Genomic DNA, 12,149 nt, shown 5'->3' with positions numbered 1-12,149 from the left:
TCACTGAAACCGGTGTACCTCTGTGCTCAATAGCTGGGTGGTCATGCCCACCTGCCTGCCGACAGTCCTCCGCCGTTGCCACGCCTGCGCGTCCGGGCGCTTCCGGCCCCACGGAAAATTCCGTGTCAACGCCCACCACAAGCTCCTCGACGCCTGGCTCCTCGTGCTCTGCACCACGTGCGGGGAGACGGCCAAGCTCACGGTCTTCGAGCGGATGAATGTGCGCTCCATACGGACTGAGTTGCTTGACCGCATGCACGACAACGACCCTTCCCTGGCAGCCGAGTTGCTCCAGGACCTGGTCGTAAGGCGCCGCAACCGCATCGCCCTCGACTGGGCGGGCGCGTGGCGCCTCGACACCGGCGGATCGGATCACCTGGACCACGCCGAGACGATCGACGTCTCGGTCCGCTTCGCGGCGCGTATCCCGGTCCGGCCGGTGCGGCTGATCGCTGACGGGTGCGGTCTCTCGCGGGCCGAGGCCGAGCGGCTGGTCGAGGAGGGGAAAGTGGTCTCGGCGGTCCGGCTGACCGCCAAGACCTCCGGCGACTTCACCTTCACGCTCAAGCGCTGAACCTCGGCGGGACCGGGGCCTGTCCGGCAAGAACCGCCGGGCAGGCCCCGTCGGGCGGACACAGGGGCGGGCCCCGACCCGCTTGACCTCAAGTGCGGTTGACGTACGAGGTTGGCGCCCATGACACACACGACACGCTTCCTGGACCTCGTTCACCCCGCCGCCGGGACCGCTCTGGTGAGTGAGTGGCGCACCGGTACCGACGAGCGTTCCCGCGCGGCCGCTGACGCCATGATCGAGGAGTGGGCGGCGGCCGAGGCGCCGACGGCGCGGCTGGCGCAGCACCTGTTCCTTTCCACGGATGGTGCCGGGCTCCTCTTCTACGCACAGTGGACGAGCGACGAGGAACACCTGGCCTGGGCCCGTGCCCATCGCGCCGCGGTGGTGAGCCGCGTCGACACGCTCGTGCCCGGCATCGAGCGTCCCGGCCTCAACCGAACTCGGCTGCGGCGCAGTGTGGTTCATGATGCGGAGAGCCCTTGTGGTGCCTTCGTCGTGACCAAGGCTGCGGGTGACATCGAAGGGCTTCTCGCGCCCGCTCCGGGGCTGCTCGCGGCGCACGTCCACCTCACGGCCGACGGAGAGCGGGCGATCGTCTTCGCCGAATGGACCGACACCGACGCACACGAGGCGGCCATCGCCAACGCCGGTGAGCTCGACTTCAAGCGGTACGTGCTCCACCACGCGGCCCTCGACCACCACGCCAACTAGCCCGCCGTACGCGTCCGGACCCGGCCGTGTGGCTGCCGGGCACCCTTGCGGAGCATTGTGGTGTCCATGACTATGGCCGCATGTCGCAGCAGACGGGCACTTCCCGGCGCGCCGTCCTGACCGCAGCCACCGCCGCGGCCGCCCTCACGGCCGGAGCCGTCGGCACGCAGACGGGAACCGCCGCCGCGCGTGACGGCGCGCGTCCCACCGCACAGGAACCGCCGCGCGAACTGCGCGCGATCCTGCGGGAGATCGACCACCGGCGCATCGAGGCGACGGTGCGCCGGCTCGCCGCGTTCGGGACCCGGCACACGCTGTCCTCGCAGGACGACCCCGTACGCGGCATCGGCGCCGCCCGCGACTGGATCCTCGCCGAGATGCGGCGCCACGCGCGGCCCTCGGGCGGGCGGATGAGCGTCGAGCTCCAGTCGTACGTCCAGGAGCCGGGCCCGCGCGTCCCGGCCCCGACGCGGATCACCAACGTCGTGGCGACACTGCGCGGTTCGGCGTCCCCCGACCGCCTGTACGTCGTCTCCGGGCACTACGACTCGCGTGCCAGTGACGTCATGGACTTCACGAGCGACGCACCCGGAGCCGACGACGACGCCTCCGGGGTCGCGCTCGTCATGGAGCTCGCACGTGTGCTGGCGACCCGGCGCATCGGCGCGACGCTCGTGTTCGCGGCCGTCGCGGGCGAGGAGCAGGGGCTGCTCGGCGCGGCGCACATGGCCGAGCAGTTCAAGCAGCGCAAGGCCGACGTCCAGGCGATGTTCACCAATGACATCGTCGGCAGCTCCACCGCCGACGACGGCACCCGCGACCCGCGCACGATCCGCCTCTTCGCGGAAGGCGTCCCCTCCTCCGAGACCCCGGAGGAGGCCGCTGTCCGACGCTCGGTGGGCGGCGAGAACGACTCACCGGCCCGCCAGCTCGCCCGCTTCGTGCAGGACGTGGCCGTGAACGACGCGACCGGGATGCGGGTGCGCGTCGTCCACCGCCGCGACCGCTATCTGCGCGGCGGCGACCACATCCCCTTCCTCGAACGCGCCTACCCCGCCGCCCGGTTCACCGAGCCCGCCGAGGACTTCGCCCATCAGCACCAGGACGTCCGGGTGGTGGACGGCAAGCAGTACGGGGACCTGCCGGAGTTCTGCGACTTCCCGTTCGTCGCGCGCGTCGCCCGCGTCAACGCCGCCACTCTGTGGAGCCTCGCCCAGGCCCCCGGCACCCCGCGCGGCGCGAAGATCCTCACCGCCGCGCTGACCAACGACACCGAGCTGGTGTGGGAGCGCGGCACCGAGGCCGATCTCGCCGGGTACGAAATCGTGTGGCGCGAGACGACCGACAACGACTGGACCCATGTGATCGACGTCGGCGACGCCACCCGTCACACCGTCGAACTGTCCAAGGACAACGTCTTCTTCGGCGTACGCGCGGTCGGCCGCTCCGGCCTGCGCAGCCCCGTGGCGTTCCCCGCGCCGCAGCGCTGAGGCGCCGCGGGGGCGGCGAGAGGCGGGAGAGCGGCGAGAGCGGCGAGGGCCGGGCGGGACGGAGTGTCCTGTTCCGCCGCGTACGTGACCAGGGTCTGGCCGCCCTCTCCGGGCAGCCGCAGCGTCTCGCGGCGCAGGACCAGCTCGCCGGCCGTGGGATGGCACAGCCGCTCGATGCCGTAGGCGTGCTCGCCCACGTGGTGCTCGGCCCACAGGGCACGGAAGTCCTCGCTGCGCACCGACAGTTCGCCGAGCAGCTCGCACAGCCGGTCGTCGCAGGAGTGCCGGCCCAGGTCCAGGCGCAGGGCCGCGACGGTGCCGCGCGCGGTCTCCTCCCACGCCTCCCGGTCCGGGTACAGGCCGCGTACGGCCGGGTCGAGGAAGTGCAGCCAGGCCGCGTTGCGCTGCTCCGGCGGCAGGGCGTCGAAGTCGGTGAACAGCGCCCGGGCCGGCCGATTGGAGGCCAGGATGTCCAGTCGGTGTCCCAGCACGTACGCGGGCACCTCGCCGAGCGCAGTGAGCAGCACCTGCACGCCCGTCCTGACCGGCTGCGGGACGGGAGGTGTCGCGGCCGGGTGGCGCAGGGCGCGGGCGAGGTGGCCCAGGTGCGCGCGTTCGGCCCCGTCCAGGCGCAGGGCCCTGGCGACGGCGTCCAGGACGCTGTCGGAGACGTTGTGGGTGCGGCCCTGTTCGAGCCGTACGTAGTAGTCGACGCTGACTCCCGCCAGGTCCGCCAGCTCCTCCCGGCGCAGCCCTGGCACGCGTCGGCGGCCGCCGAAGGGGCGTACGCCGAGGTCCTCCGGCCGCAGCCGGGCGCGGCGGGAGCGGAGGAACGCGGTGAGTTCGGTGCGGAAGTCCATGGATCAAGTGTCCGTCACAGGGTGGTTCTGCCAGACCCAGGGTCGAGCCGAGCCCTGGGTGGGCGGGTGGAACTCCCGCAGAGTCGGTAGCGCAAGACACCCGAGGAACACCCAAGGAACACCCAAGGACCCCGCACCGAACGCGGTCCGCACACGCACTCCGGAGACCACCATGACCACTACGGCCACCACGACCACCACGGCCGTCACCACCGCCGAGCAGACCGAGCAGACCGCGTCCCCCGCCCGCACTCTCACGGGCCGGGTGGCCGTCGTGACCGGAGCCTCCAGCGGCATCGGCGAGGCCACCGCGCGCGAACTGGCCGCGCGGGGGGCGCGCGTCGCCCTGCTGGCCCGGCGTGCCGATCGCCTGGACGAGCACGTGGCCCGGATCGAGGCGGCCGGCGGCACCGCCCTCGCGCTGCCGACCGACGTGACCGACCCCTCCTCGCTCGCCGCGGCCGCCGCCGGTGTCCGCGCCCGCCTGGGCCGCGTCGACCTCGTCGTGAACAACGCCGGGCTCGCCCTGCCCGACCTCCTGGACGGGTCCGCGGGCGCCAACTGGCAGCGGATGATCGACGTGAACGTCACCGGCGCGTTCGCCGTCGTGGAGGCGTTCGTCCCGGACCTGCTCGCGGCGGCGGCCGAGCGGGGCCATGCGGACCTGGTCAACATCTCCTCCGTGGCCGCCCAGTCCGTCCTGCCCGGCTTCGCGGGGTACGCCGCCTCCAAGGCCGCCTTCAGCCACCTCTCCCGCAATCTGCGGGCCCGGCTCAGCCCCGCCGACGTACGCGTGACGAACGTCGAACCCGGCGCCGTCGACACCGAGTTGCGCGATCACATCGACGACCCGGCCATCAGCGCCGCCGTCCAGGAGGCCGTGGGCTCCATCGAAGGCATCCCCTCCGGGGCCGACGTCGCCGAGCTCATCGCCTTCGCCGTCGAGCGCCCGCGCCACGTCAACCTGTCCCAGATCTCCGTTCTCCCCACGCGGGAGGCGTAGTGGGGGCTAGCCGTCGTGCCAGCCCACGATCCGCTCGACGATCCTCATCACCCGGTCGCCCGCCCGGTCGATGCTCCCGTTCTGCGTGCTGACCTGTGCGCCCTCCAGTACGAAGGTGATCTCGGCCGTGGCCTGCTCGGGATCGGGCAGCCCGGCCGCGGTGCACATGCCGAGCAGTCTGCGCGCCTGGAGGGCCTTGTGCTGCTCGATCACCTGCCGTGCGGGATGCGAGCGATCGGGCAGCTCCGCAAGGGAGTTGATGAACGGGCAGCCCCGATACGAGATCGCGGGCAGCCCTTCGGCGATGAAGCGGGCCAGGCCCAGGATCTGCTCCCTCGGCCGGTCGGGGTGCTCGGCCTCGACCCGGTCGAAGGCCGCCTGGTACTCGGCGGCGACGATCCGCAGCCACTCCGCGACCAGCGCGTCCTTCGTCTCGAAGTGCCGGTAGATCGCCATCTTGGTGGTCTCGGCCTTCTCGGCGATCGCCTGGACGCCCACCCGCCGGATGCCCTCGCTCTGGAAGAGCTCCTCCGCCGCGTCGAGGATGCGCTCGCGCGGGGGCAGCTTCGCCACTCTGCTCGGCCTGCCGGCGGTTGTTGTCATGGCTGCTACGGTACCAGTCACTCCCATGTGGTACCGATCGGTATCATCAGGGACTCATAGGTATCGCTGGGTGGCGCTCCTTCCACGGAGATGGGGGGAGCGGGGAGTTGAGAGGTGGGAGAGACAGTGAGAGTTTCCGAGTACGTGAACTTCGACGCGGTGGGGCTCGCGGAGCTGGTGGCCCGCGGCCAGGTGACCTCCGCCGAAGTGGGGGCGGCTGCGCGCGAGGCCGCGCAAGCGGTCGATCCGCAGATCAACGCCATCGTCGAGACATGGCCGACCGGCGCTGATGAGGAACCTGCCCCCGCCCCGCTCTCCGGCGTCCCCTTCCTGATCAAGGACATCGGCGTCTCCATGGCCGGGCACCGCATGGAGCTGGGCAGCCGCCTCGCGGCCGGCAACACCGCCCGCGCCGACTCCTCCCTGATGCGACGCTTCCGCCGCGCGGGCCTCGTGACGTTCGGGCGCACCGCGACACCGGAGCTGGCCTACAGCAATACGACGGAACCCGTGCTGTACGGCGCGACGCGCAACCCGTGGGACCTGGACCGGAGTGCGGGCGGGTCCAGCGGGGGCGCGGGCGCGGCCGTCGCCGCCGGGGTGGTCCCGGTCGCGCACGCCACCGACGCCGCGGGCTCGCTCCGCATACCCGCCGCGTACAACGGCCTCTTCGGACTGAAGCCGACCAGGGGCCGCGTCTCCATGGGCCCCGACGCCGACGAGGTCTTCAACGGCCTGGCCGTACAGGGCTGCGTCAGCCGCACGGTGCGCGACAGCGCGGTCCTGCTCGACCAGATCAGCGGCCCGGAACCGGGCGACCCCTACTACGCCCCCGAGCCGCCCCGCCCGTACGTGGAGGAAGTCACCCGCGACCCGGGCGTGCTGCGCATCGGTGTGCTCACCCACGCGTGGGGCGGCCACCGCACCACGGCACCCGTGGCCGACGCCCTCTCCCGCACGGTCCGCCTGCTCGAATCGCTCGGCCACCAGGTGGAGGACGCGGAAGGGGGAGCGGCGGGGAGAGCGGCGGGGAGAGCGGAAGAGAGGGGCGAACTGGGCGTGGACTGGGAGGAGTTCATCCTCTCCACCACCCACCAATGGACGGCTAACCTTGCGGCATCGATCGACGCGCTGGCCGCCGCCTTCGACCGGCCCATCGACTCCTCGACCCTCGAGCCGACGACCCTGGCCAGCTACCACTACGGGCGGCGGGTCACCGCCACCCAGTTCGTCACCGCGCTGGAGACCCGCAACCGGATCGCCCGCAGCCTGGCCCGCTCCTTCACCACGTACGACATTCTGCTCACTCCGACCCTGCCGGAGCTGCCCGTGCCCCTGGGCACGCACGCCGAAGGCGCGGAAGCCCTGGACGGCCTCGGCTGGCTGCGCCGCGTCCTCGAACTCTCGCCCTTCACGACGGCGTTCAACGTGTCGGGCACACCGGCCATGTCGGTACCACTGACGACCGACCCCGCGACCGGACTCCCGATCGGCATGCAGTTCGCCACCGGTTACGGGCTCGAAGGCCGCCTCTTCCGCCTCGCGGGCCAACTGGAACAGGCAAGTCCGTGGTCGGGGCGGCGGCCCGCGGTATGGGCGGGGAAGCGTACGAGCGACTGACGACACGGACCAGGCTCACGCCCGGTCCGTAAGCTCCTCCGCGAAGACCTGCGACAACGGCTGCGGCCCCACGTACTGCTGGCAGTTGCACTGCCCCGCCTCGTAACGCAGCGGCTTCTTGTTCTCGTCCCAGGCGGTCGGCACCTCGACCCGCTCATGGCACTTGCCGTCCTTGTCATGCTTGGCGAGGTGGTGCGTGCAGCCGCACACCGGCTCCGGCGGCTGGTGCGCCGCCTCCACGGCGAGCCGCTCCTGCTTCGCCGCCTCCAGGCGCTCCATCTTGCGCTCGTGGCGGTGGCGCAGGGCGGTGCGGACGTTGTCGGCAGCCCAGGCGAAGCCGCCGGTCCAGAAAATGATGAGCACGATCCAGAACCAGTGCATCGACGGTCCCCTTCCCCCTGTGGTGACGCCTCTCAGCGTGCGCTCAATGCCCGCGCTGTGACGTGCTCCAGCTTGTCACGGTGTACAGCACGAGCGCCGCCCCGAGGCCCACCGCCCAGCCGTAGTCCGCGAGGGGCTTGAGGAAGGGGATGAGGCCGTCCTCGGGGAACGGGCCCTTGCCGGGGGCCGAGTGGGAGCCGCCCACCGCCAGGGTGCCGCCGACCGTGAAGGCCAGGAGGGCGCGCCAGTTCCAGCCTGCCGCGTACCAGTAGCGGCCGTGCGGGCGGTAGAGGTCGGCGAGGTCGAGGACGGTGCGGCGGATGATCCAGTAGTCGGCGATCAGAACGCCCGCGACCGTACCGAGCAGGCCGCCGACCACGCCGAGCCACGTGAAGATGTACAGCTCGGGCGTCGAGGTCAGCTTCCACGGCATGACCAGGACGCCGACGACGCCCGTGATCAGCGCGCCCGTACGGAAGTTGATGAGCTTCGGGGCGAGGTTGGAGAGGTCGTAGGCCGGGGAGACGACGTTGGCCGCGATGTTCACCGAGACCGTCGCGATCAGGACCGTCACCAGGGCGAAGAGCAGCCCGAAGACGCTGTCCGTCTTCGCGGAGAGCTCCACCGGGTCCCAGATCGCCGCGCCGTACACGGCCTGGGAGCCCGAGGTGACGAGGACCGAGAGGAGCGCGAACGCGGTCATCGTGGTGGGCAGGCCGAGCGACTGGCCCCAGACCTGCGCCCGCTGCCCCTTCCCGAAGCGGGTGAAGTCGGGGATGTTGAGCGACAGCGTGGACCAGAAGCCGATCATGCCCATGAGGGAGGGGAAGAAGACCTTCCAGAAGTCCGCGCCCCAGCCGAGCTTCGAGGGCTGGTCGAGGAGCGGACCGAGGCCGCCCGACTTCGTCGCCATCCAGCCGAGGAGCGCGAGCGCGCCGAGGAGCACGAAGGGCGCCGCCCAGTTCTCGAAGCGGCGCAGCGCCTCCATCCCCCGGTAGATCACGGCGAGTTCGAAGGCCCAGAAGGCGATGAAGCAGAGCCAGAGGGTCCAGGGGTAGCCGCCCACCTTCGACACGTCGGCCCAGCCCCCGAAGATCTTGCCGACCAGGAGGAAGATGCCCTGGCCGCCGATCCACGTCTGGATCCCGAACCAGCAGCACGCCACCGCCGCCCGGACGAGGGCGGGCAGGTTCGCGCCGCGCAGCCCGAAGGAGGCGCGGGCGAGGACAGGGAAGGGAATCCCGTACTTCGGGCCCGCGTGGCCCGTCAGGAGCATCGGGAGCAGCACGATCACATTGGCGAGCGCGATGACGAAGACGGCCTGCTTCCAGTCCATCCCGAGCGCGACGAGGCCCGAAGCAAGCGTCCAGGAGGGGATGTTGTGGGCCATGCCGACCCAGAGGGCCGTGTAGTTGTAGATGCCCCAGGTGCGCCGCTCCATCGGCACCGGCAGCAGGTCGTCGTTGGCGAACCGGGGGTCGTCCAGGGTGACGCCCGTTGCGAGGGAGACGCGGCCGTCCGGGTCGGAGCGCTGCGTCGGGGTCGTGTCCGTGGTGCGGGCATCCGGAGCCGAAGGCCCCGTACCCGGAGCGGAAGGTACGGTCGGTGACATCGCAGCCCCCACTTGCCGGTACCGGGACCGGTACCGATGTCGGTGATCTCGCGCGGAGTGGGGTGGACTGTACAACTCTCCGGCCCCGGGCGGGAGTAGGGGAACAGGGGGAGTGGGGGAGTCGGGGACGGGTGGGCGGAAGGGTTCTTTCCGCTCTCTTACCTGATGCCGGTGGTTCGTGACCGCCGTACTGAGACTGCTGAGTGGCATGCACCATGCATGTGGTTCTCGTACGAGAGGAGCTCAGCCATGGCAACAGTGGTCGAGACGATCACGGCGGACGAGGTTGCGGAGACGGTCGCCGTCGAGTCGAACATCGAGGGTGGCGACTTCGCCGCCGTCGACTGGGAGAGCCTCGGCATCGACCCGGAGGGCGGCGAGTTCGACCGTCCCGTCGTTCTCTGCAACTCCGCCACCTGATCCCAGCCCGCAGCAGACAGGGGGCTGGTCCGGCAATCCGACGGCGGACCGGCCCTCTGGGCCTCCGAGGAGAACGCCGATGTCCGTCAGCTCCGTCAGCAACCGTGTCACTCTCCCGTCCCTCGACGAAGGCCGGAGCATCGTCTTCGACCCGGACCGCCTGACATTCGCCCGCGTGGACGCGGGCCTTGCGGACCGGGCCGACCGCTACGCCCGTCTCGGGCACGGCGAGCTCGCGCTGACCGAAGAGGACCACGCCGTGTGGGCCAAGGTCGAGCAGGCCCTGCAGGCGTGCGCGCCGCTCGTGCCGCCCGAGTTCGGCGGCACCTCCATCACCAAGCTCATCGTGGGCAACACGTACCACTGCAACATGGGCTGCACGTACTGCTACAACGAGCTCGACCTCAAGGACCGCAAGGGATCGGAAGTCCCGGCGGGGATGAGCTGGGAGACGGCGAAGGCCAGCATCGACGCGCTCCTCGCCCAGGCCGAAGCCCCCGCGCTCCAACTCCTCTTCGTCGGCGGGGAACCGCTCCTGGAGAAGCAGATACTGCGGCAGTCCGTCGCCTACGCGCAGGAGCGGACCAAGCACACAGGGCAGAAGGTCTCGTTCGCCGTCTACACCAACGGCACCCTGATGAATCCCGAGACGATCGCCTGGGCCGGGGACAACGACGTGTCCCTGGTGGTGAGCCTCGACGGTCCCGCCGACCTCAACACCCACCGCATCTATCTGTCCGGGCGCCCCACGACGAAGCCGGTGCTGCGCAACATCAAGCGCCTGGTGGAGTCCGGCACCCAGCACATCCTGCGGGTGCGCGCGGTGAGCAATCCGGGCACCCCCCTCGTCGCCCTGCACCGCTACCTCTACGACCTCGGCTTCAACGAGATCCACGTCCAGCCGATGTACGACGAGAGCGGCATCGCCGCCGCGGAGGAACAGGAGCTCGTCAAGCTCCTGGAGTGGTACCGCGAACGGCTCCTGGAGGGCACCGCGCTCGGCGTCATGCCGTTCGAGGGCTTCATCGGCAAGCTGGTGCTGCGCGGCAAGGGCACCGGATCCTGGTATCCGTGTTCGGCCGGACGCAACGCCCTCGCCGTCGGACCCACCGGCACCCTCTACCCCTGCCACCACTTCCTGGAGGAAGGCTCCTTCGAGATGGGGGACGTGCGCCGCGGCCTGCCGATCGTCGAGGTACGGCAGCCCTTCTTCCAGCGCGTCGACGAGCGCGAGCCCTGCAACTCCTGCTGGGCCAAGCACGCCTGCGGTGGCGAGTGCTATCACCGGGCCCATGCGGCCGGAGCGGGGTACACCGGCACGCTCCCGGCCACCTGCCGCCACCGCAAGTCCCTGATCGGGCTCACCCTCGACGTCCTCGCCGACGTCGCCGCCCGGCGCCCGGACGCGCTCAAGGCCGTCGTCACCCAGAGGTACTCCCGCGTCGAGCCCTTCGCCCCGGCGTACGAGTACACCGACCTCTCCCCGTACGCGGAATGACGGCCGTCCTGACGGGTACGGGTACCGGCGCCGCCACCGGTACCGGCGCCGCCAACGGAGCCGCTGCCCATACCTCGCCCGAACTCCCGCCCCTGGCCATCGGATTCCTCGGTGAGGCCGACTCCGGCAAGCACACCTATGCCGGCACCCACCGGGTCCGCACCCTCGAGCGCACCGTGGAACTGGCCTGGGGAGTGCGGGACCTGGCGGGGATATCCCGGGTGGCGGACGTCACCGGCCTGGACTCCGTAGGCATCCCGGTCTTCAACACCCTCCGCCCGCGCGCCCAGGACGGCAACCTCACGGTCACCTGCGGCAAGGGCGCGGACCGGCAGGCCGCCCTGGCGTCCGCGCTGATGGAGGCGGTGGAGCGGTACTGCGGGGAACAGTACGGCCGCCGTGGCCCCGTCGGCCTCCTGCGCGAGATGGCGGGCCGGGGCAAGGTGCTGCACCCGCGGGCGCTCATCCTCGACCGGGCCTCGCCGTGGACGGAGGACGCCGCCCTGGAGTGGTGGCCCTTCCACGACCTCGTGAGCGGCGAGGAGATCCTGCTGCCCGCTGAGAGCGCCTTCTGGCCGTACGAGCCGCCTGCCGCGGACCACCCCTGGCTGTTCCGCTCCGCGGACGGCCTCGCCTCCGGCAACAGCCGGGCCGAGGCCACGATGCACGCCCTGTACGAACTGATCGAGCGGGACGCCACCGCTTTCGGTGAAGTCCTCAAGCAGGGCCACCGGGTACCCCTCGACACACTCCCAGCCGACTACGACGAACTGGTGGGCCGCTTCCACGACAACGGCATCGCCGTCCGGGTCTTCTCCTTCGCGAGCGACATCGGCGTACCCGTCTTCTACGTCACGGTGGACGACCGGCAGTCCGACGATCCTCTGCTCATCAACGGCGGCGCGGGCTGCCACCTGTCCCCGCGCGTCGCCCTCTACCGGGCGCTCACCGAGGCCGCGCAGTCCCGGCTCAGCGTCATCTCCGGCGGCCGCGAGGACATCGCCAAGCACGTGGCACGGCGCGAGTCCGGATACCGGCAGGCCAGAGAGCGGATGGACGCCTGGGCGGACGGCTGGCCGGTACGGGCCTTCGACGACCACGCCGACCTGAGCACGGGTAGCCTCGCCGGAGACCTGAGGTCCCTGCTCGGACACCTGCGGCAGGCCGGTCTCGCCGCCGCGTACGTCACTGATCTGACGCTGCCCGGCATCCCGTTCTCCGTAGTACGGGCCGTGGTGCCAGGACTTGAGTTCTTCAACCAGGAGCCGGGCAGACTCGGCCCCCGGCTCGCCGGCGCGATGCGGACGCGACAGGAGGCACGCTGCCAGGGCGCAGCCGCAACCGCCGTCAGGAAATGAACCGTGTACCCCCTCATGG

Annotated in this window: 12 protein-coding genes; 8 read left to right on the top strand and 4 right to left on the bottom strand. The window is 71.1% G+C overall.

Annotated elements, in window-relative coordinates; genetic code table 11:
• The first annotated feature begins 22 nt into the window (after nt 1–22).
• The 3 genes from ACQB60_RS09730 (at nt 23) to ACQB60_RS09720 (ending at nt 2,775) form a co-directional block, all read left to right on the top strand.
• A complete protein-coding gene (locus ACQB60_RS09730; protein ID WP_496925435.1) occupies nt 23–574 on the top strand; it encodes a DUF1062 domain-containing protein in 552 nt (183 codons plus the stop codon).
• A gap of 120 nt (nt 575–694) precedes the next feature.
• Nucleotides 695–1,285, top strand: a complete 591-nt coding sequence (locus ACQB60_RS09725) for an antibiotic biosynthesis monooxygenase (protein ID WP_496925434.1) — start codon at nt 695–697, stop codon at nt 1,283–1,285.
• A gap of 80 nt (nt 1,286–1,365) precedes the next feature.
• Nucleotides 1,366–2,775, top strand: coding sequence for a M20/M25/M40 family metallo-hydrolase (locus ACQB60_RS09720; protein WP_496925433.1), 1,410 nt, complete (start codon nt 1,366–1,368; stop codon nt 2,773–2,775).
• Here the strand turns inward: ACQB60_RS09720 and ACQB60_RS09715 are convergent.
• The gene (locus ACQB60_RS09715) at nt 2,673–3,635 is read right to left on the bottom strand and encodes a helix-turn-helix transcriptional regulator (protein ID WP_496925432.1); all 963 of its coding nucleotides are present in this window, start codon (nt 3,633–3,635) and stop codon (nt 2,673–2,675) included. The two genes, ACQB60_RS09720 and ACQB60_RS09715, sit on opposite strands and share 103 nt — an antisense overlap.
• A gap of 172 nt (nt 3,636–3,807) precedes the next feature.
• Between ACQB60_RS09715 and ACQB60_RS09710 the strand changes: the two genes are divergently transcribed.
• The gene (locus ACQB60_RS09710; protein WP_496925431.1) at nt 3,808–4,638 is read left to right on the top strand and encodes an SDR family oxidoreductase; all 831 of its coding nucleotides are present in this window, start codon (nt 3,808–3,810) and stop codon (nt 4,636–4,638) included.
• Nucleotides 4,639–4,644: 6 nt separating this feature from the next.
• On the opposite strand, the gene ACQB60_RS09705 is transcribed toward ACQB60_RS09710, so the two are convergent.
• Nucleotides 4,645–5,241: a TetR/AcrR family transcriptional regulator gene (locus ACQB60_RS09705; RefSeq protein ID WP_496925430.1), complete on the bottom strand. Its 597-nt coding sequence runs from the start codon at nt 5,239–5,241 to the stop codon at nt 4,645–4,647.
• A 126-nt stretch (nt 5,242–5,367) separates the two neighbouring features.
• Between ACQB60_RS09705 and ACQB60_RS09700 the strand changes: the two genes are divergently transcribed.
• Complete coding sequence (locus ACQB60_RS09700; protein WP_496925429.1) at nt 5,368–6,861, top strand: amidase; 1,494 nt, start codon at nt 5,368–5,370, stop codon at nt 6,859–6,861.
• A gap of 15 nt (nt 6,862–6,876) precedes the next feature.
• On the opposite strand, the gene ACQB60_RS09695 is transcribed toward ACQB60_RS09700, so the two are convergent.
• Both ACQB60_RS09695 and ACQB60_RS09690 read right to left on the bottom strand, forming a co-directional pair.
• Complete coding sequence (locus tag ACQB60_RS09695; RefSeq protein ID WP_496925428.1) at nt 6,877–7,242, bottom strand: hypothetical protein; 366 nt, start codon at nt 7,240–7,242, stop codon at nt 6,877–6,879.
• 43 nt (nt 7,243–7,285) lie between these two features.
• Entirely contained in the window at nt 7,286–8,854 is a 1,569-nt protein-coding gene (locus ACQB60_RS09690; protein WP_496925427.1) for an NCS1 family nucleobase:cation symporter-1, read from the bottom strand.
• A 249-nt stretch (nt 8,855–9,103) separates the two neighbouring features.
• Here ACQB60_RS09690 and ACQB60_RS09685 point away from each other — a divergent pair, with 249 nt between their 5' ends.
• The 3 genes from ACQB60_RS09685 (at nt 9,104) to ACQB60_RS09675 (ending at nt 12,130) form a co-directional block, all read left to right on the top strand.
• Nucleotides 9,104–9,274, top strand: coding sequence for a hypothetical protein (locus ACQB60_RS09685; protein WP_496925426.1), 171 nt, complete (start codon nt 9,104–9,106; stop codon nt 9,272–9,274).
• Nucleotides 9,275–9,353: 79 nt separating this feature from the next.
• Nucleotides 9,354–10,772: a radical SAM protein gene (locus ACQB60_RS09680; protein WP_496925425.1), complete on the top strand. Its 1,419-nt coding sequence runs from the start codon at nt 9,354–9,356 to the stop codon at nt 10,770–10,772.
• A complete protein-coding gene (locus ACQB60_RS09675) occupies nt 10,769–12,130 on the top strand; it encodes a YcaO-like family protein (RefSeq protein ID WP_496925424.1) in 1,362 nt (453 codons plus the stop codon). Before ACQB60_RS09680 ends, ACQB60_RS09675 begins: the two co-directional genes overlap by 4 nt.
• The last annotated feature ends 19 nt before the right edge of the window (nt 12,131–12,149 follow it).

The organism is Streptomyces odontotermitis, assembly GCF_050510915.1.
In the GTDB taxonomy this organism is placed as follows: Bacteria; Actinomycetota; Actinomycetes; order Streptomycetales; family Streptomycetaceae; genus Streptomyces.
This window is presented reverse-complemented; position numbering and strand designations above follow the sequence as displayed.

Coding starts and splice junctions, on each gene's coding strand:
- ACQB60_RS09675 (WP_496925424.1), top strand. CDS start 10,769: ATGACGGCCGTCCTGACGGGTACGGGTACCGGCGCCGCCACCGGTACC.
- ACQB60_RS09715 (WP_496925432.1), bottom strand. CDS start 3,635: ATGGACTTCCGCACCGAACTCACCGCGTTCCTCCGCTCCCGCCGCGCC.
- ACQB60_RS09705 (WP_496925430.1), bottom strand. CDS start 5,241: ATGACAACAACCGCCGGCAGGCCGAGCAGAGTGGCGAAGCTGCCCCCG.
- ACQB60_RS09685 (WP_496925426.1), top strand. CDS start 9,104: ATGGCAACAGTGGTCGAGACGATCACGGCGGACGAGGTTGCGGAGACG.
- ACQB60_RS09690 (WP_496925427.1), bottom strand. CDS start 8,854: ATGTCACCGACCGTACCTTCCGCTCCGGGTACGGGGCCTTCGGCTCCG.
- ACQB60_RS09695 (WP_496925428.1), bottom strand. CDS start 7,242: ATGCACTGGTTCTGGATCGTGCTCATCATTTTCTGGACCGGCGGCTTC.
- ACQB60_RS09680 (WP_496925425.1), top strand. CDS start 9,354: ATGTCCGTCAGCTCCGTCAGCAACCGTGTCACTCTCCCGTCCCTCGAC.
- ACQB60_RS09720 (WP_496925433.1), top strand. CDS start 1,366: ATGTCGCAGCAGACGGGCACTTCCCGGCGCGCCGTCCTGACCGCAGCC.
- ACQB60_RS09710 (WP_496925431.1), top strand. CDS start 3,808: ATGACCACTACGGCCACCACGACCACCACGGCCGTCACCACCGCCGAG.
- ACQB60_RS09725 (WP_496925434.1), top strand. CDS start 695: ATGACACACACGACACGCTTCCTGGACCTCGTTCACCCCGCCGCCGGG.